The sequence below is a fragment of the Gemmatimonadota bacterium genome (genome assembly GCA_009692115.1).
GTDB lineage: Bacteria > Gemmatimonadota > Gemmatimonadetes > Gemmatimonadales > GWC2-71-9 > SHZU01.
Genome location: SHZU01000002.1, coordinates 341,055 through 359,507 on the forward strand (window position 1 = coordinate 341,055; position 18,453 = coordinate 359,507).

Here is an 18,453-nt window from a genome sequence, read left to right on the forward strand (position 1 = left end):
ATGAGGACTGCTCTGCTGTTCGGGCTTGCTCTGTTGGCCACGCCGGCGGGGCTCCAAGCCCAGTCGTCGCAATTCGGGGTCCGGGGGTTGGGCATCCCGGTCCGGCCTCTGTCCCCGCGGGCCATTGCCACGGGAGGGGCTTTCGGATTGTTCGACCTCGAGTCGAGTGTCAATCCGGCGACCCCCGCCTTGGCGGTTCAATTCGCCTCCCTGTTCTCCAGCGCCCAGAATTTTCGACGGTCAACCAATCCGTTCGGATCGTCTTCGGCCAAGGACAACCGGTTTCCCCATATCCTCGCGGTGGGGCCGATTGGCGGCACCCGGTTAGGCGCGGCGATCAGTATGTCGGGCTACACCGACCGGAATTTCGCCTTAGGCACCACCGACACGGTCAGCCTCCGCGGGGTGCCGGTTGGCGTGTTCGACACGTTGATTTCCCGGGGCGGCCTGTCCGACGTTCGCCTGGCGGGCGGATGGCGGGCCACTTCCGCGCTGCATCTCGGACTGGGCCTCCATGCCATCACCGGATCGAACCGGCTCGAGAACCGGCGCACCTTCTCCGACTCGGCCTATGCCACCGCGTCGGAGCGATCGACGCTGTCGTACCTCGGTTTGGGAATTTCCGCCGGCGCCATGTTTCGGGTGGCGCAGAGACTCACCGTGGCCGGGACGTTCCGGACCGACGGGCATCTTGGCATTGACCGCGACACGACGCGGATTGCCCGGACTGACCTGCCGACCAGTTTTGGTTTCGGGGCCCGCTGGCAGCCGAGTCAGAAGGTCGCGCTGGCGGCGAGCTACTCCGAAAAGCGGTGGCGGGCATCCGATGCCGACATCCGAGCCCAAGGCGGCGTCGGGGCCGACAACGCGTATGAAATGTCCGGCGGCATCGAGATCCTCCGCGATCCCAAGAACCCGGGACACCGGCCGTGGCGGCTCGGCGGATTTTACGCGACGTTGCCGTTCCCGATCCGGATCGGGAACCAGCCTCACGAATACGGAATCTCGGCCGGCACCGGCCTTCGTTTCACCGAGGGGCGCGGCGGCTTTGACGTGGCGCTCCAACAACTGTGGCGCTCCGATGGCGGTGGCTACACCGAACGAGCGACGGTGGTGACGCTCGGCTTCTCGATTCGGCCCTGATCGATGCGGCGGGCCTACATCGAGACCTATGGCTGCCAAATGAATGTGGCCGACACCGAACTCATGTTCGGGGTTCTATTCGCCCATGGGTATACCCGGGTCGAGGACCCGGCGCTGGCGGATGTGATGCTGGTCAACACCTGTGCGGTCCGGGATCACGCCGAGCAACGGGTCGTCGGTCGGGTGGGGGAACTCCAGCGGCATAAGCGCCCGGGGTCGGTCTTGGGGGTCGTCGGCTGTATGGCGCAGCGGCTCGGCTCGACCTTGCTCGATCGAGTCCCCAAGCTCGATCTCGTGATCGGTCCCGATTCCTATCGAAACCTTGCCGAGTTGATTCACGATGCATCGGTCGGCCGGCGCGCGACGGACACCGAGTTCCGGTCATGGGAACACTACGAGGACGTTCCGCCGATTCGTTCGGATGGCCCGACGGCGTTCGTCACCGTGCAGCGGGGCTGTGACTACAAGTGCACGTTCTGCATCGTGCCCTATACCCGGGGCCCGGAGCGGAGCCGAAGTATCGAGGACATCGTCCACGAGGTCCGGTCTCTCGTGCCCGAGGGCAAAACCGAAGTCACGTTGCTGGGTCAGACCGTCAATTCGTATCGCCACGGGGCTGCTGACTTTGCCGATCTGCTCCGAGCGGTCGGCGCGGTGGAGGGGATCCGGCGGATTCGATTTACGAGCCCGTATCCCACCGATTTCACTGACCGGGTGATCGAGGCCATGGCGACGACACCGGCGGTCTGTGAGCATGTCCACCTGCCGGTCCAAAGCGGATCGAGCGCCGTCCTCAAACGGATGCTTCGCCGCTATGACCGGGACCAGTACCTGGATGTGGTCGATCGGTTGCGGCGGGCGATGCCGACGATCACCTTTTCGACGGACATCATTGTCGGTTTCCCCGGGGAAACCGAGGAGCAGTTCCAGGAGACGCTCTCGCTGGTCGAGACCGTGGCCTTTGACGATGCCTATACCTTCCGATACTCCATGCGAGAGGGCACCCCGGCGGTTCGCCTGAAGGACCCGGTGCCCGACGAGATCGCGTCGGAACGATTGGCCCGGTTGATTGCCTTGGCTCGCCATCAGACGCGGCGAAAGAACCTGGGGAAGGTCGGCGAATTCGCCGAGGTGCTCGTCGAGCAACCCGCCAAGCGGGGAGGCATGCTCGGACGGACCCGGACCAATTCGATGGTCTTGCTCGATGTCGGGCCGGAGCAGATCGGGGAGTACCATACGGTCCGGTTGACCGGTACCACGGGGTCGACGTTCACTGGCACCATTCACACCACGCAGGCGATGGCGGTTCTGTGAAGCTCAAGAATGCGGTCGAAGACCATGGGGTCGAGGCGTACAACGCCCTCCGGCGAGTGGCGCTTTCTCCCCGGTGCGGGACGGCGTCGGCAAAGGCCTGAGGGGCCGGGGGCGGTTAGCCACATATCGGGGAATAAGGGTTAGTTGGGGGCGCCGGGGATTCGGCATTGTAAGCCGTGTCCCCCGTCCGCGTTCCATCGCCGGCCCTGATCGGGCTCGTCAGCTTCGGCTTCGGCATCACGGCCGGACTCGCGGGCGGGTGGAGCGCCGGCGTGGCCCTGATCGGCGCCTTGGGAGGGGTCGCTGGGTGGCCCCGCTTTCGTGGCGCGGCCGTCATCCTTGCCATCGGGGTGGGCCATGGGCGGGCGGCCCGGTGGCAGGACGATGGTGGCTGCAATGCCATCTTGCCCGTCGGCCCACTGGAGTTGACCGGACGAGTGGCCGAACCGGCGATGTCCGGCCAGCCGGCGGGGTTTCGGCCGGCCGGCCGGTGCGGCGGATCCATCATGATTCGGCTCCGCGGGGGGGCCGATACGCTCTGGGCCGGCCAACTCGTTCGCCTGGACGGCCGGTGGACCCAAGCGCCGAAGGGACTGGGTCCGGCCCGGGGTCTCCTGATCGTTCAGACGGCCACGGTCACGCCCGGCCTGATCCGGCCCGCCGAGCGGCTTCGCAATTGGTTGGTTCAGACGGTCGGTGAGCTCTACGGCTCCCGGGCGGGCGTCATTCGGGCGTTGATCCTGGGTTCGAGAGGCACGATCGACCCGGTGCTGTCGGAAGCGTTCGCTCGCTCGGGCCTGGTGCACCTCCTCTCGATCAGCGGGTTTCATGTCGGGCTGATCTGGGCTTGGATCATTCTGCTGGCCCGCCTCTGCGGCCACGGCACCCAGGCGGTGGTCGTCGCGGCTGTGGTGGTAGTCGGCTACGTCGGATTCATCGGCGCGCCCGCTCCGGCGCTCCGGGCCACCATTCTCGCCGTCCTGACCGCCCTGGAACGACGCCGCCAGCGGGCCCCGGCACCGGGGCCGTTGTTTGCCGTGGTTCTGGCCATCGTGATTGCCTTCGATCCGTTTGCCGTCGTCGATTTGGGCGCGTGGTTGTCGGGCCTGGCGCTCTGGGGCGCAACGGCAGCCACGGCGTGGAGCGACCGATCCCTCCACCAGGCGCCGTGGCTCCGGGTCGTAGCAGCCTCGGTCGGTGCCACCGTCGCGACCGCGCCGGTCACTGCGTTCGCGTTAGGCAATGTGGCGCTAATCGGTATCGGGCTCAACATCGTGGCCATTCCGGTGGCGGCGCTGGCCGTTCCAGCCGTCATGGTGAGCCTCGCGACCGCCCCGGCGGGCCCGGCGGTGGCCGGAGCGTTTGCCGCCGCCGCCGGAGGGCTGCTCTGGGGGCTCGAGTTCTTGGCCGATTGGGGCGCCGGCGTTCCGGGTGCGGCGCTGTCGTTTGCGCCCGGAATCTGGCCGGCTCTGGCGGCCGCCGCCGTGGTCGTCTGGACCACCTGGGCGTTCGGCACCCGCCACCGGGCGGCGGAGACCACCGGCCGGCTCGGGCTCGGACTCGCGGTCGTGGCGCTCGGACACCTCGCGGTGGGGCTGGCGGAGCCTCACGCCGGTTCCCGTCTCACATTACATTTTCTGAACGTCGGGCAAGGCGACGCCGCGCTGCTGGAAACACCCCACGGGCATTGGGTCCTGATCGACGCCGGGCCGGCCGACCCCCGTGGCAATGCGGGCCAACGGACCATCGTGCCGTTCCTCCGCAAGCGAGGGGTCCGGCGGCTCGACGCGATGATCCTCTCTCACGCCCACCGGGATCATGTCGGCGGGGGCGGGGCGGTGCTCGATGCGGTCCAGGTCGACCGGGTCTTCGAGCCGGGCGTGCTGACCGCCGACCGAAGCTATGCCGAGTTGCTTGAGGAGTTCGAGGTCGGCAGAGCGGCGTGGCGGCCGATGCGGGCGGGCGACCGGATTGAGGTCGATGGCGTCGAGCTCGAGATCGTTCATCCGACGGCCGGGTGGAGCCGGTGGGGCGAGGATCTGAACGAGGATTCCGTGGTGCTGGTGGTCCGAAGCGGACCCTTCGCCGCGGTATTCCCGGGTGACGCCGGGTTTCCCGTCGAGCAACGAATCGGCTCGGCGATCGGTCGGGTCGACGTCCTCAAGGTCGGCCACCATGGGTCCCGAACGGCCACAGGCACGCCGTGGCTCGCGCAGTTGGCGCCTCGGGTGGCGGTGGTGAGCAGCGGGGTCAATCGGTACGGGCATCCGGCCCCCGAGACCCTCGGTCGGTTGGCGGCTGGTCGGGTGTCGGTCTGGCGCACCGATGCCGACGGGACGGTGTCGATCGAAGTTGGCGACAGCGGCATGCGGGTGCGGGGCCGGGGGCGGACGACGGACTTTCCCATTTTCTGACGGGCCAACGACACTATGGCGATTTTTGGCGGACCGATTATCACGATCGAGCGCTTCATCCTCGAACAGGAGCGGCTCTTTCCGGAAGCCACCGGCGAACTCTCGAACCTTCTCTACGACTTCGCGTTGGGAGCCAAGATCATTGCGGCCTCCATTCGGCGGGCCGGGTTGGTCGACATCCTGGGATCGGCCGGGAGTACCAATGTTCAGGGGGAAGAGCAAAAGAAACTCGACATCATGGCGAACGAGACCCTGACCAGCGTGATGGGTCACACCGGTCGGGTGTGCGTGATGGCGTCCGAGGAGGACGAGGAATTGATTCCGGTGCCGCCAGGCTGGCCGTCGGGCAAGTACGCCGTGCTGTTCGACCCGCTCGACGGCTCATCCAATATCGACGTCAACGCCTCGGTCGGTACCATTTTCTCGATCTACCGCCGCGAGTCGACCGCGGGGCCTGGTACGCTGGCCGATGTGCTTCAGCCCGGGTTCCGGCAGGTGGCCGCGGGATACGTGATGTACGGGTCCAGTGTGATGCTGGTGTATACCACCGGACACGGCGTCCACGGATTCACGCTTGATCCGACCATCGGCGAGTTCCTCCTTTCGCACGAGAACCTGCGGATGCCGGAGGTCGGAAGGTATTACAGCGTCAACGAGAGCAATTTTGCCAGGTGGAACAAGGGGTTTCAGCGGGCGGTTCGGGGCCTCCACGGCGACATGCCCGAACGGATCAAGGGGAAGAACAGCCGCTACATCGGGTCCCTGGTGGCCGACTTCCACCGGAACTTGATTGCCGGCGGAATTTTTCTGTATCCGGCCGACACCAAGAATGTGAACGGTAAACTCCGCCTGACCTACGAGGCCAATCCGATGGCGATGCTGGCCGAGCAGGCAGGGGGCGCCGCCACTGACGGCCGCCGCCGGATCCTCGACCTCCAACCCGGGGCGCTGCACCAGCGGATTCCACTGGTGATCGGATCGAAGCGGGATGTTGAGTTCGTCGCTGCGGTTCTCGCCGAGTGGGAGGCCGAGTCGTGACCGAAGGGAATCCCGGTCTCGTCCCGATCAACCCGGTGCTGGGCCGGGCCGATTGGGCCGGCGATGTCGGCGAACCCGGCCAGTGGCCGTACACCCGCGGCGTTCAGCCGACGATGTACACCGGTAAACTCTGGACGATGCGGCAGTACGCGGGCTTTGGAACCGCCGAGGCGACCAACCGCCGATTTCAAATGCTCCTCGCCGCCGGGCAAACCGGTCTCTCCACCGCGTTCGACCTGCCGACCCAGATGGGCTACGACTCCGATCACCCAATGTCCGTCGGCGAGGTGGGACGAGTGGGCGTCGCGATCGACACGGTGGACGATTTGGCCGTGCTGTTCCGGGGCATTCCGCTGGATCGCGTCTCGACCTCGATGACGATCAACGCCACCGCCGCGATCCTGCTGGCCATGTACGTCGTGGTGGGCGAGGAGCAGGGCATTCCACGGCAGCAACTCTCCGGCACGATTCAGAACGATCTCTTGAAAGAGTACATCGCCCGGGGCACCTACATTTTCCCGGCCGAGCCATCGCTTCGGCTCATTACCGACATCTTCCGGTTCGTCGCCGACGAGGAGATGAACTTCAACCCGATTTCGATCAGCGGCTATCATATCCGGGAAGCCGGATCGACCGCGGTCCAAGAGGTGGCCTTTACCTTGGCCAATGCACTCGAGTATTGTCGCCGCGCGATCGCCGCGGGCCTGCCCATTGACCGGTTTGGCCCGCGGCTGTCGTTCTTCTTCGCGGCCCACAACGACTTGTTCGAGGAGGCGGCCAAGTTTCGCGCGGCCCGGCGGCTCTGGGCCCGGCTGGCGCGCGATCGGTTCGGGGCGGGCGATGCCACCTGCAAGCTTCGGTTCCACACCCAGACCGGCGGGGTCACGCTCCAGGCCCAGCAGTCACTGAACAACGTGGTCCGGGTCACGGTGCAAGCGTTGGCGGCCACCCTGGGTGGCACCCAGTCGCTTCACACCAACGGGTACGATGAAGCGCTGACCCTGCCGACCGCCGAGGCCGCCACGCTGGCCCTCCGGACCCAACAAATCATCGGGTACGAAAGCGGCCTCAATCGGAGCGTCGATCCGCTGGCCGGGAGCTATTACGTCGAGAGCCTGACGGACCGGATCGAGGCCGACGCGGTGGCGCTGATCGAGGAGATCGAAGCCATGGGAGGGGCCGTGCGGGCGGTGGAAACGGGTTACTATCAAGACGCCATTGCCCAGGCGGCCTACGAATTCCAAAAGGCGCAGGAGGATGGCCGGATCGTGGTGGTCGGGGTCAACCGATTCACCACCGATGAGGTGATGCCGGTCATGGCCAATCCGAACTTTGCCGCCCTCGAAGCGGGGCAACAGGCCGCGGTAGCCGAGGCCCGGAGGCGGCGGGATGCCACGGCGGTGTTGAGCGCCCTAGGCCGCTTGGAGGCGGCTGCGGCGACACCGGAACCCCTGATGCCCCGGATCCTCGACGCGGTGCGGACCCGCGCCACGCTCGGCGAAATCAGTGATGTGCTCCGTCGGGTCTGGGGCGTCTATCATGCGTAAAGGAAGCCGCTGATGAGCTGTCAGCATCATCGAATCGTGGTGCCTCGAACGGCGCGCTACTACACCCTCGGCGAGCGCACCGGGGCCGAGGAGATCTGGTTCGTCCTCCATGGCTACAGCCAACTCGCCGCTGGTTTTCTGAAGTGGTTCGAGCCGGCCGCCCGCCCGGGGCGCTTGATCGTGGCCCCCGAGGCCCTCTCGCGGTCGTACTTTGACGAGAAGGAGACCCGTCGTGTCGGCGCCTCGTGGATGACCAAGGAGGACCGGGACCACGAGATCGAGGACTACGTTCGGTATCTGGACCTCGTCGCGGATGAAGTCATCGGGACCTTTCCGCCCCAGCCGCGGATCGAGGTCCACGGGTTCTCCCAAGGCGCCGCGACGGCCTCGCGTTGGGTCGCCTACGGCCACCAAGTTGTCAGTCGCCTCGGCCTGTGGGGCGGCACGGCGCCGCCGGACCTCGATCTGGAGCGGCTCCGAAGCAGCCTCCGGAACGGCAGCATCCTCATGGCGATCGGCGATCGCGATCAATTTCTCACCACCCAGGCAGTCCGCAACGAGCAGGCCCGGCTGAGTGGGATCGGGCTGGCCGCCGTCGTCCGGACGTTCTCCGGCGGTCATGTCATCGACCGTAGTACCCTTGCCGCGATTGGATGAGCCCGATGGTAACCCAGTGGATTGAACGGATTCTGGTCCGGGACCTCGAGGCGATGAAGCGGGAGATCGCGGCGTTCCCAACCGATCAGGCGGTGTGGGCAATCCCACCCGGGATTGCGAACTCCGCCGGTACCTTGGCCCTCCATGTCGCGGGGAATCTCCGCCACTTCGTCGGCGGGGTGCTAGGGGGGAGCGGGTACCTGCGGGACCGAGTCCATGAGTTTGCAGCCCGGCATCTTCCGCGCGATGTGCTCCTCGGGGAACTCGAGGCGGCCGGTGCCGCCGTTCGGACCGCGTTGGCATCCGGTCGCCCGATCGATCTGGCGGCGGAATTCCCCGAACCGGTGGGCGGGTTTCGGGTCACGACCGGCGATTTCTTGATCCATCTGGCGACCCACTTGGCGTTCCACTTGGGCCAAGTGGGGTACCTGCGCCGGATCGTCGCGGACAGCCCGAAGTCCGTTGGCGGGGTCGGCATTCCGGGACTCGCCTCGGCGGTCAAGGTGCCGCCGACATCGGCCTAACGTTTTCTTCGGTAAAGGCCGTCAAACGCCACCGACCAGGTCTTGCCCTCGTCGGTGGAGCTCTCCCACAGTTGGCCCACGGCGCCGTCGGGGTTGGTGGTGAAGATGATTCGCTGACGGATCGACCCCTTGGGCGTGGGGGTGACACCCGCAAGTGTCATCCGGCCGTCCTGATAGCTGCCGCGGAGGTCCAGGGGGTTGCCGCCGTTGTCGATCCAGACCTGCCGCCATTTGCCGATCTGGCGATCGAAGAAATTGAAGCTCTGCCCGGTGCTGCCGGACGTCCCGGTCCAATGTTCGTGGACGACGCGCTTACCCTCCTCGAGAGTCACGAGGTTGATGCCGGTCGGCTTGCCCTTCTAGGTTACGTCCCAATCCCCAACCCACAAATCGAAGGTGCGATGATCGGGCGAGTCGCATGGCGGTGCTGATTGTGCGGCCATCGGGCCCGCCAACGCGAGGATCAACCAAACGGCAATTTTCGTTGGGGTTCTCAGTGGTGGTGAGGAAGCGAGTGACTCTCCTCACGCTACGGCCGTTGCGACGCGGGAGTTTCGATTCAGAGGCACCGCGTCTTGTTCCGCCCCCCTCCCACGGCTAAGTTCCTACGCCGTATTTGCTTACAGTCTCCGACCAGCGACCATGCCAACCTACGAATATCAGTGCGCCAAGGGCCACGCCTTCGAGATCTTCCAGAAGATTTCCGCCAAGGCGAAGTCGAAGTGTCCGACCTGCGGCGCCAAAGCCACCCGAATCATTTCCGGCGGGGCGGGGCTGATTTTCAAGGGCAGCGGGTTCTACATCACTGATTACGGCAAGGACGGGAAGGGACCGCGGAAGGACGGCGGTAGCGAACCTGCCACGGTCGCGCCGACCCCAACGCCCAGCCCGGAGTCGACGTCGAAGGCCGACCCGGAGGCAGCATCGAAGCCGAAGCCAAAGAAGAAGGCCGAGAAGGCGACCGAGTGATCGACGTTCTTCGGCAGGAGCTGAATCGAATCGCCGGATTGCTCGGGGCCCCCGAGGTGCCGTTCGTCATCGAACGTCCCCGCGACCCGGATCATGGCGATCTGGCAACCAACTTGGCGTTGCTCGTGGCCAAAGCCCGCCGAACCAACCCGCGCAAAGTGGCCGAGGAAGTGGTGGCCGCACTCGCCTTGCCGGCCTCGTTGATTGTTCGGACCGAGATTGCCGGCCCCGGGTTCATCAATTTCTGGCTCGCCAAGGACACGCTCGCCCTCCAACTCACCGCCATCGTCCGGGCCGGCGCGGAGTACGGACGCTCGGACGGCGGGCGAGGAATCCGGGTCAACGTCGAGTTCGTGTCGGCCAACCCGACCGGACCGCTTCATGTCGGCCACGGACGCGGGGCGGCCCTGGGCGACGGCATCGCCGCGCTGCTCGAGTGGAGTGGGCATACGGTCGTCCGGGAGTTCTACATCAACGACGCCGGGGCCCAGATCGATAAACTGGCCCTGAGTCTCTGGGCCCGGGTCCAACAGGCCGCCGGGCGTCCGGGCGAGGTGCCCGAGGGCGGGTACCATGGCGAGTATCTGGGCGAGTCAGCGGTCGCGCTGATGGCCGCCGAGGCCCCCGGGTTTCCGGACCGCCCCGAGGCCGAGGCGGTCCGGATCTGCCGGGCGTTCGCCCTGGCGAGCCAGCGGCTGGAACAAGACCAACTGATGCGGGATTTCGGGGTTCATTTCGACGTTCACACCTCGGAACAGTCGCTGTACGACGAAGGCAAGGTGGCGGTTGCGCTCCGGCTCCTCGAGGCCAAGGGCCTGTTGTTCACCGACGGCGGCGCCACCTGGATGCGGACGACGTCGTTCGGTGATGACAAGGATCGGGTCATCCAGAAGAGCGACGGAAGCTTCACCTATCTCGCGCCCGACATCGCGTATCACATCGACAAATTCGCCCGCGGGTTCGACCACCTGATCGACGTCTGGGGCGCCGACCACCACGGATATATCCCGCGGTTGCGGGCGGTCCTCGTGGCGCTCGGCCACCCGGCCGAGAGCTTCGAAGTGCCGCTGGTGCAGTTGGTCAAAGTGGTGCGCGGCGGTGAGGAAGTGAAAATGTCGAAGCGGGCCGGGAACTTCGTCACTCTACGCGAGCTGCTCGACGAGGTGGGGGTCGATGCCGCCCGGTATTTCTTCCTGATGCGGCGCGGCGAAACGCCCTTCGCCTTCGACGTCGACTTGGCCAAGAAACAGACCGACGAGAATCCGGTGTTCTACGTCCAAATGGCCCATGCCAGGATGACTGGTCTCTTCCGGGTCGCGGAGCGGGCGCCGGAGTCGGTCGGCGAGGTCGCGGATCTGGCCGGCCTCCCGGCCCCGGAGGACACCGAGCTCCTGAAGGCCCTGACGGCGTTTCCGGAAATCGTGGCCCGGGCGGCGGCCGAACGCGAGCCCCACCGGATCACGGTCTACCTGGAGGAGATTGCCCAGATGGCCCACGGCTGGTATCACCAATGCCGGGTGCTCGGCGAAGCCCCGGCGGTCGAACAGGCACGACTGGTGCTGGCGCGGGCCGCCCGCCAGGTCTTAGGGAACGGACTCAAGCTATTGGGGCTTCGGGCCCCGGATCGGATGTAGGATGCCGTTACTCGTCGTCGGTAGCGTGGCGTTGGACTCGATTCACACTCCGTTCGGCGAGACCGCCGATGCGTTGGGCGGTTCTGCCGTGTTCTTCAGCGTCGCTGCCTCGCTCTTGGCGCCCGTCAAGGTCGTCGGAGTCATCGGCAACGACTATCCGACCGAGGAGTTGGACCGGCTCGCGCCCCGCGGGATCGACTGGTCGGGTGTCGAGCGAGCCGAGGGCGAGAGCTTTCGGTGGAAGGGGAAATACAGTTATGACCTTCAGAGCCGGGAAACACTTGAAACCCGGCTCGGCGTCTTCGCGACTTTCCGACCGCAGCTGCCCCCGGAATGGCGCACCACCAAGTTTGTATTTCTCGGGAACATCGACCCCGAACTCCAGCTCAGCGTCTTGGAGCAGATCCAAAGCCCCCGGCTCGTCGTCTGCGATACCATGAACTACTGGATCCAGGGCAAGCGCCCGGAACTGATGGCGTTGCTCAAGAAGGTCGACATCCTGCTCGTCAACGACAGTGAGGCCCGCGAGCTGTCGGGCAACTGGAACATCCACAAGGCCGGCCGGTGGATCCTCGAGCACGGGCCGAAGCGGGTGGTCATCAAGCAGGGTGAGTACGGCGCTCTCCTGGTCGAGCCGAATCGGACCTTTTACGCCCCGGCCTATCCGCTCGAAGAAGTCTTCGATCCGACCGGGGCCGGGGACGCGTTTGCCGGCGGGTTCATGGGATATCTGGCGCGGGCCGATTCCACATCGCCCGAGCAGCTCCGGCGCGCCATGGTGTATGGAGCGACCATGGGGTCGTTTGCGGTCCAGGGCTTTGGGATCAAGGGCTTCGAGGGCGTCGATTTCGATGCGGTCCAACAACGGGTCGCTCGCTTTGTCGACTTGACCCACGTCCCGGCCGCGGAGCCGCTGTCATGACCGAACGGCAGTACGCGAAGGCGGGTGTCGACCTGGGGGCGCTCGACGCCGCCAAGCGCCGTATCGGGCTGGCAGTCGCGAGCACCCGGACCCAATGGTCGCGGGGACAAATCGGCGGCTTTGGCGGCATGGTTCGGATTCCGGACGGGATCCGCCAGCCGGTGCTGGTGATGAGCACCGACAGTGTCGGTACCAAGGTGTTGGTGGCCCGGATGGCCGGGGTCTTCGACACCGTCGGTGAGGACATCGTCAACCACTCGGTCAACGACATCCTGGTGCATGGCGCCACCCCGATCGCGTTCCAGGATTACATCGGATCCAATGGGCTCACCGAAACCCAACTGGCCGGCATTGTCGAAGGGGTGGCTCGGGGATGCCGAGCGCATGGCATGGCCCTCACCGGGGGCGAAACCGCCTCGCTCCCCGACATCTACGCCCCCGGCGACTACGACCTGGCCGGAACAATTGTCGGGGTGGTGGAGGAATCTGCCGCTCTCCACGGCGACCGGATTGCGGCCGGCGATGTCCTGGTCGGGTACCCCGCCTCCGGGCTCCATACCAACGGGTACACCCTGGCCCGCAAGGTGTGCTTCGACCGGCTGAAACTCTCAGTGGATTCACAGGTTAGCGAACTGGGGACGAGCATCGGAAACGCCTTGCTGGCCGTTCATCGAAGCTATTTCAACGCCCTCTGCCCGGTGCTCGGAGCGGTCCACGGCATTGCCCATATCACTGGCGGCGGCATTGCCGGGAACCTGGTCCGGGTATTGCCCCCAGACGTTTTGGCGGTCATCGATTCCCGGTCTTGGGAGTGGCCGCCGCTGTTTACGTTCCTGATGCGAGCGGGCCAGATCTCGGAACTCGAGATGCGAGAGGTCTTCAACATCGGTGTGGGCCTGCTGGCGGCCGTCCCGCCCGGCGAGGTCGATCGGGTCCGCACCGCGGCCCGGTCCGCGGGCATCGAGACCTGGATCGCCGGAGACATCCGCGCCGGCCAACGCGGAGTGCGATTCACCTAACGCTAGCGCGCGGAGTTTCCGGTGAGGCGACCGTAGGGATGGTGGCGGTCTCCGCTTTCAACGCACGCCTCATGGTCGGGCGGAGGTTTTCCGGCTTCGAGTTCACGGCAGGTGCCGGTGCCGACCTGATCAAGGGCAACTACTCCCTGGTCTACCGCGATCAAGCCACCAAGCTGCCGGTTCCGCGGGCCGACTCGAGCATGTCGGCGATGCGGATCGTGACGGTCATGAATGCCGCCTTCCCGATTGGCGGGTTTCTCCGGTTGTCGTTCGAGGGCGGCTTCCAGGTCGGTAAGGACGAGAAACTCCCGACCGTGTTCGAAGCCCACAATCCCAAGTCAGGCCGGTTCTTCGGCGGAGTGGGCCTCGGGTTTAAACTGTAGGCGTGACGGAAACTCATGCCATGCAGCGAGCCCTCGACCTGGCCCTCCGGGGCTGGGGTCGGGTCCATCCGAACCCGTTGGTCGGGGCAGTGGTCCTGGCCGAGGGCGTGGTGGCCGGCGAGGGGTACCACGCCGAGTTTGGCGGTCCCCACGCGGAGGCGGTGGCCCTAGCCGCCGCCGGCGCCCGGGCTCGCGGGGCCACCTTGGTGACGACCCTGGAACCCTGCAGCCGGGTGGCCAAGCAACCGGCCTGCGCGGACTTGATCGCCGCCGCCGGGATTCGGCGGGTGGTCATTGGCATGGCCGATCCCAACCCGGTCCAGGCGGGCGGAGCCGACCGACTCAGGGCCGCCGGCGTCGAGGTAGAAACGGGCCTGCTCCAGGCCGAGATCGAGCGCCAGAACGCCGGCTACATCAGGGCGGTCCGGCAGAGTGACCGACCGTTCGTCGCCGTCAAACTCGCCACTAGCCTGGACCATCGGATTGCCGACTCCGCCGGGCATTCCCGGTGGATTTCCGGAGATGAAGCCCGGGATTGGGTCCATTGGTTCCGGGCCGGGTTCGGTGCCATCGGCGTTGGTGGCCGGACCGCCCAGGTCGACGACCCGATGCTCACCGTTCGGGGCGCCGTCGATCCCCGGGTGAGTCCGACCCGCGTGGTGTTTCTTGGCAGCCGGAAGTTGAATTGGGAGTCGAATCTGGTCCGGACCGCCCGAGAGGTCCCGACCATCGTGGTGAGCGATCAAATCCATTCGATCGACTCCGCCGGCCTCACCGAGCGGGGCGTCACGGTCCTCCGAGGGGGCTCGCTGCCGGAGGTCATGCAGACGCTCAAACGTCATGGCATCGACTCCATCGTGATGGAGGGCGGGGGCCGTTTGACGGGTCAGCTGTTGGCCGATGGACTGATTGACCGGTTTGCTTGGATCCTGAGCCCGGTGTGGCTTGGCGATGGCGGCGTCCCGGCTACCCGCGGGTATGAGGTGGGCTCATTGCTCCAAGCCGAGCGCTGGGTGGCGACCGAGCGGCGGCCGCTCGGCCAGGACACCCTGCTCGTGTTCGACCGGCGGTAACGTGTTCTCGGGTTTGGTCACCGCCATCGGGGAAGTCACCGGGGTTCGACCGGACCGGACCGGTGGCGTGGCGCTCGACATCGCCGCGCCGTACCGCGGCTTGGCCCTCGGCGAGAGCATCGCGGTCGACGGGGCCTGCCTGACGGTGGCGCGGAAGATCCGGGGCGGGTTCGGGGTCCAGGTCGTGGCCACGACGGTGGGCCGGACGCTGTTCGCCGAGACGGTCCGCGGCCAGCGAGTCAACCTCGAACGGGCCCTCCGGCTCGGCGACCGGCTCGGCGGGCATCTGGTCCAGGGACACGTCGATGGGATCGCCAGGGTCCGGGGTACCCGCCACCGAGGCGACGCCTGGCTGCTGGACCTGATCGTGCCCAAGGAAGTGGCGGCGGTGTCGGTTCCCCTCGGTTCCATCACGGTGGCCGGGGTGAGCTTGACGGTCAATGCGGTTCGGGCGGGCCGGGTGATTCAAGTTTCCTTGATTCCCCATACTCTTCGGCACACCACGTTAGGCACACTCGAGCGGGGTCACCGCGCCCATGTCGAGGGCGACCTGATCGGCAAATATGTTGCGGCCCTCGTGGCGCGCGGCGGAACGGCAGGAGCATGACGTTCGGAACCATCGAACAGGCGATTGAGGACCTTCGGAACGGCCGCTGCATCATCGTCGCCGACGATGAAGAGCGGGAAAACGAGGGTGACTTGGTCTGTGCGGCGGAGTTGATCACGCCCGACGTGATCAACTTCATGGCCGTCCATGGCCGGGGGCTCATTTGCCTGACCCTCACGCCGGATCGTTGCGACCAACTGGGGTTGCCCCAGATGATCCAGGAGAACACCGAAGAGATGGGCACCGCGTTCACGGTGAGCATCGACGCCGAGCGGCGGTTCGGGGTGACCACGGGGATTTCGGCCGCCGACCGGGCCATGACCATCCATGTGGCGCTCAAACCGGAGACGGTACCTGCCGACTTTCGCCGGCCCGGGCACGTTTTTCCCCTTCGGGCTCGGCCGGGAGGGGTGTTGCAGCGAGTCGGCCAGACCGAAGCCAGCGTCGACCTCGCGCGGCTCGCCGGGCTCGCGCCGGCCGGGGTGATCTGCGAAATCCTGAACGCCGACGGGACGATGGCGCGGCGGGCCGAGTTGTCGGACTTCGCGGCCCAGCACGGGCTGACCTTCGTGACGGTGGCCCAACTCGTGGCGCACCGGCTCCGGAACGAGCGGCTGGTTCATCGGGTGGCCGAAGCCAATTTGCCCACGGAAGCCGGCGGGTTTCGGATCATCGGTTACCGCAACGATGTCGATGCGGCGGAGCACGTCGCATTGGTGTACGGCAATGACAACGTACCCGGTGATGTGCTGGTCCGGATGCACTCGAAGTGCCTGACGGGCGATGTGTTCCACTCCTTGCGCTGCGACTGCGGCGACCAACTCGAGGCCGCCATGCGGCAGATCGTGGCCGCGGGCCGGGGCGTGATCGTCTACCTCGATCAAGAGGGGCGGGGCATCGGGCTGCTCAACAAGCTCAGAGCCTATGAGTTGCAGGACAGCGGCGCCGATACCGTCCAGGCCAATCAGCGCCTCGGATTCGGTCCGGATCTCCGCAACTACGGGATCGGCGCCCAGATTCTTCGTGATCTCGGGTTGTCATCGATCCGGCTGATGACCAACAATCCCCGCAAGGTGGTGGGGCTCGATGCGTACGGCCTGACGATCACCGAGCGGGTCCCGCTGGAGTTGGCGGCGCGGGACGAAAATCGCCGCTACCTCGCGACCAAGCGCGACAAACTTGGCCATCTGATCGGACACTAGTGATGACTGAGTATCGGGGAAAGCTCCGGGCGGTCGGCTCGGTCGGGATCGTGGTCAGCACGTATCATGAGCGGATCACCAGCCGGCTGCTCGAGGGCGCGCTCGCGACCTGCGCCAACGCCGGCCTCGGCGCCGACCAACTCGATGTGGTCTGGGTACCGGGCGCTTTTGAGCTGGGGGTGACCGCGGCGGCCCTGGCCCGATCGGGGCGCTATGCCGCCGTGGTGGCCCTCGGGGTGGTCGTTCGGGGTGAGACCCCGCATTTTGACTTCGTCGCCGGGGAGACCAGCAGAGCGTTAGGTGAAACGGCCCGGGAAACCGGAGTCCCCGTTGGTTTCGGGCTGCTGACGGTTGAGACGACGTCCCAGGCGGTCGACCGGGCCGGGGGAGTGGCCGGTAACAAGGGGGCCGAAGCGGCCGAGGCCGCGATTCGAACCGCGGATCTTCTTCAACAGATGGTGAGGCCGTAATGCTCCGGACCGAGACCAAAGGGCGGGCCCGGGCACTCCAGTTGCTCTATGCCGCCGAAACCAACGCACTGGGCGTCGAAGACGTCATCCCGGGGCTGGCCCGCCTCACCGGCCCGGAGCCGTTCGTGCTGGCGTTCGCCGAGAAGCTGGCCACCGCCGTGCGGGCCGACCAGCCCAGACTCGACGGGTTGTTGGAGGACGCCACCGAGCACTGGAAACTCGACCGGCTTGCCGTCATCGATCGGAATATTCTCCGGCTGGGGGCCTTCGAGTTGTCGTCGCCCGAGATCCCTCCGCGGGTCGCCATCGACGAAGCCCTCTGGCTGGCCCATCGATTCGGGACCGTGCAATCACCTGGGTTTATCAACGGGGTCCTCGATCAAGTGGCCCGGACGCTCGGACGGCTGTGAGGATCCTGCTCGTCAACTGGCAGGATCTGGAGAACCCGGAGGCCGGGGGCGCCGAGATCCATCTGTTCGAGTTGTTCAGCCGGGCGGTGGCCGCGGGCCATCAGGTCGACATGGTGTGCTCGGGATGGCCGGGGTGCCGGCCGGCGGCGGTCGTCCAGGGCATCCACGTCGAGCGGATCGGCAACCGGCACTCGTTTGCCCTGAAGGGCCGGGCGGCGGTTCGGGCGGCGCTCGGCCGGATCCGGTATGAGGTGCTGGTCGAGGACATCAATAAGCTCCCGTTGTACCTGGCCGGTCTGAGCCCAATCCCCTCGTGCGTCATCGTCCCCCATCTCTTTGGCACCACCGCCTACGACGAGGCCGCTTGGCCGCTGGCGACCGCGGTGGTGGCGGCTGAACGGCTGATCCCGTGGGCGTATCGGCGCTCGCACTTTCATGCCATCAGTGAGAGCACCCGAGACGATTTAATCAGACGGGGGGTGGCGTCCGATCGGATCGTCGTGATTCACCCTGGGATTGACCCGCACCGCTTCGCGCCTGATCCGGCGGTGGAGCGTTCGGCGCCGCCTTCGTTTCTGTACGTCGGCAGGCTGAAGCGGTACAAAGGTGTCGATCTTGCCATCCGGGCCCTGGCGGTCGTGCACCGGACCCGACCGGAGGTGACCCTGGATGTGGCGGGAAATGGGGATGACCGCCTTCGGTTGGAGGCGTTGGCCCAGTCGCTCGGCCTTGGCTCGTCGGTCCGGTTTCTCGGGTTTGTCGATGAGCCGGCCAAAGTCAAGCTGCTTCGGTCCACCTGGGCCAACCTATTCCCATCGCCAAAGGAGGGCTGGGGGATTACCGTCATGGAGGCGGCGGCCTGCGGCACTCCGTCCATTGCCTCGGACAGTCCGGGGCTTCGCGACTCGGTGCGGCGGGACCACACCGGCTTCTTGGTGCCCCACGGCGACGTCGATGCGCTGGCGGAGCAAATGTTGCTTCTGGCGTCCGACCCCGCGCTGGTTGACCGGATCGGACGCGCGGCCCGGGCCGCGGCGGAACGATGGACCTGGGATGATGCCGCGGACGCGACGATCCGTCATCTTGCCAGTCTGGTGAGGACTTGATCCTTTCAGAGGAGTGAAGCC

19 protein-coding genes are annotated in these 18,453 nt (G+C 66.3%); 18 read left to right on the forward strand and 1 reads right to left on the reverse strand.

Annotated features, from left to right (window positions below):
* From EXR94_04055 to EXR94_04085, 7 genes are all read left to right on the forward strand, one after another.
* Window positions 1-1,143, forward strand: coding sequence for a hypothetical protein (locus tag EXR94_04055; GenBank protein ID MSR01901.1), 1,143 nt, complete (start codon window positions 1-3; stop codon window positions 1,141-1,143).
* A gap of 3 nt (window positions 1,144-1,146) precedes the next feature.
* A complete protein-coding gene (gene miaB / locus EXR94_04060; protein ID MSR01902.1) occupies window positions 1,147-2,457 on the forward strand; it encodes a tRNA (N6-isopentenyl adenosine(37)-C2)-methylthiotransferase MiaB in 1,311 nt (436 codons plus the stop codon).
* Window positions 2,458-2,633: 176 nt separating this feature from the next.
* Window positions 2,634-4,871 carry a DNA internalization-related competence protein ComEC/Rec2 gene (locus EXR94_04065; protein MSR01903.1) on the forward strand — a complete coding sequence of 746 codons (2,238 nt, stop codon included), beginning with the start codon at window positions 2,634-2,636 and terminating at the stop codon, window positions 4,869-4,871.
* A gap of 15 nt (window positions 4,872-4,886) precedes the next feature.
* On the forward strand, window positions 4,887-5,909 hold the full coding sequence (locus tag EXR94_04070; GenBank protein ID MSR01904.1) for a class 1 fructose-bisphosphatase: 1,023 nt from the start codon (window positions 4,887-4,889) through the stop codon (window positions 5,907-5,909).
* A 26-nt stretch (window positions 5,910-5,935) separates the two neighbouring features.
* Entirely contained in the window at window positions 5,936-7,456 is a 1,521-nt protein-coding gene (locus EXR94_04075; protein ID MSR01905.1) for a methylmalonyl-CoA mutase, read from the forward strand.
* Window positions 7,457-7,468: 12 nt separating this feature from the next.
* A complete protein-coding gene (locus EXR94_04080; protein ID MSR01906.1) occupies window positions 7,469-8,113 on the forward strand; it encodes a hypothetical protein in 645 nt (214 codons plus the stop codon).
* Complete coding sequence (locus EXR94_04085) at window positions 8,110-8,637, forward strand: DinB family protein (GenBank protein ID MSR01907.1); 528 nt, start codon at window positions 8,110-8,112, stop codon at window positions 8,635-8,637. Before EXR94_04080 ends, EXR94_04085 begins: the two co-directional genes overlap by 4 nt.
* On the opposite strand, the gene EXR94_04090 is transcribed toward EXR94_04085, so the two are convergent.
* Window positions 8,634-8,969: a hypothetical protein gene (locus EXR94_04090; protein MSR01908.1), complete on the reverse strand. Its 336-nt coding sequence runs from the start codon at window positions 8,967-8,969 to the stop codon at window positions 8,634-8,636. The genes EXR94_04085 and EXR94_04090 overlap by 4 nt on opposite strands.
* A gap of 310 nt (window positions 8,970-9,279) precedes the next feature.
* Here EXR94_04090 and EXR94_04095 point away from each other — a divergent pair, with 310 nt between their 5' ends.
* The 11 genes from EXR94_04095 to EXR94_04145 are packed head-to-tail and all read left to right on the forward strand — an operon-like array spanning window position 9,280 to window position 18,432.
* A complete protein-coding gene (locus EXR94_04095; GenBank protein MSR01909.1) occupies window positions 9,280-9,606 on the forward strand; it encodes a zinc ribbon domain-containing protein in 327 nt (108 codons plus the stop codon).
* Window positions 9,603-11,240, forward strand: coding sequence for an arginine--tRNA ligase (locus tag EXR94_04100; protein ID MSR01910.1), 1,638 nt, complete (start codon window positions 9,603-9,605; stop codon window positions 11,238-11,240). Before EXR94_04095 ends, EXR94_04100 begins: the two co-directional genes overlap by 4 nt.
* A 1-nt stretch (window position 11,241) precedes the next feature.
* Window positions 11,242-12,162 (forward strand): sugar kinase, encoded by a 921-nt coding sequence (locus EXR94_04105; protein ID MSR01911.1) that lies wholly within the window; start codon window positions 11,242-11,244, stop codon window positions 12,160-12,162.
* Window positions 12,159-13,181, forward strand: a complete 1,023-nt coding sequence (locus EXR94_04110) for a phosphoribosylformylglycinamidine cyclo-ligase (GenBank protein ID MSR01912.1) — start codon at window positions 12,159-12,161, stop codon at window positions 13,179-13,181. The genes EXR94_04105 and EXR94_04110 overlap by 4 nt, the downstream gene beginning before the upstream one ends.
* 41 nt (window positions 13,182-13,222) lie before the next feature.
* Window positions 13,223-13,564: a hypothetical protein gene (locus EXR94_04115; protein MSR01913.1), complete on the forward strand. Its 342-nt coding sequence runs from the start codon at window positions 13,223-13,225 to the stop codon at window positions 13,562-13,564.
* A gap of 2 nt (window positions 13,565-13,566) precedes the next feature.
* Window positions 13,567-14,637: a bifunctional diaminohydroxyphosphoribosylaminopyrimidine deaminase/5-amino-6-(5-phosphoribosylamino)uracil reductase RibD gene (ribD, locus tag EXR94_04120; protein MSR01914.1), complete on the forward strand. Its 1,071-nt coding sequence runs from the start codon at window positions 13,567-13,569 to the stop codon at window positions 14,635-14,637.
* 1 nt (window position 14,638) lies between these two features.
* A complete protein-coding gene (locus tag EXR94_04125) occupies window positions 14,639-15,244 on the forward strand; it encodes a riboflavin synthase (GenBank protein ID MSR01915.1) in 606 nt (201 codons plus the stop codon).
* Window positions 15,241-16,446, forward strand: a complete 1,206-nt coding sequence (locus EXR94_04130; GenBank protein ID MSR01916.1) for a bifunctional 3,4-dihydroxy-2-butanone-4-phosphate synthase/GTP cyclohydrolase II — start codon at window positions 15,241-15,243, stop codon at window positions 16,444-16,446. Before EXR94_04125 ends, EXR94_04130 begins: the two co-directional genes overlap by 4 nt.
* 2 nt (window positions 16,447-16,448) lie before the next feature.
* Window positions 16,449-16,916 carry a 6,7-dimethyl-8-ribityllumazine synthase gene (locus EXR94_04135; GenBank protein MSR01917.1) on the forward strand — a complete coding sequence of 156 codons (468 nt, stop codon included), beginning with the start codon at window positions 16,449-16,451 and terminating at the stop codon, window positions 16,914-16,916.
* On the forward strand, window positions 16,916-17,326 hold the full coding sequence (nusB, locus tag EXR94_04140; GenBank protein ID MSR01918.1) for a transcription antitermination factor NusB: 411 nt from the start codon (window positions 16,916-16,918) through the stop codon (window positions 17,324-17,326). Before EXR94_04135 ends, nusB begins: the two co-directional genes overlap by 1 nt.
* Complete coding sequence (locus EXR94_04145; GenBank protein MSR01919.1) at window positions 17,323-18,432, forward strand: glycosyltransferase family 1 protein; 1,110 nt, start codon at window positions 17,323-17,325, stop codon at window positions 18,430-18,432. Before nusB ends, EXR94_04145 begins: the two co-directional genes overlap by 4 nt.
* Window positions 18,433-18,453 lie beyond the last annotated feature (21 nt).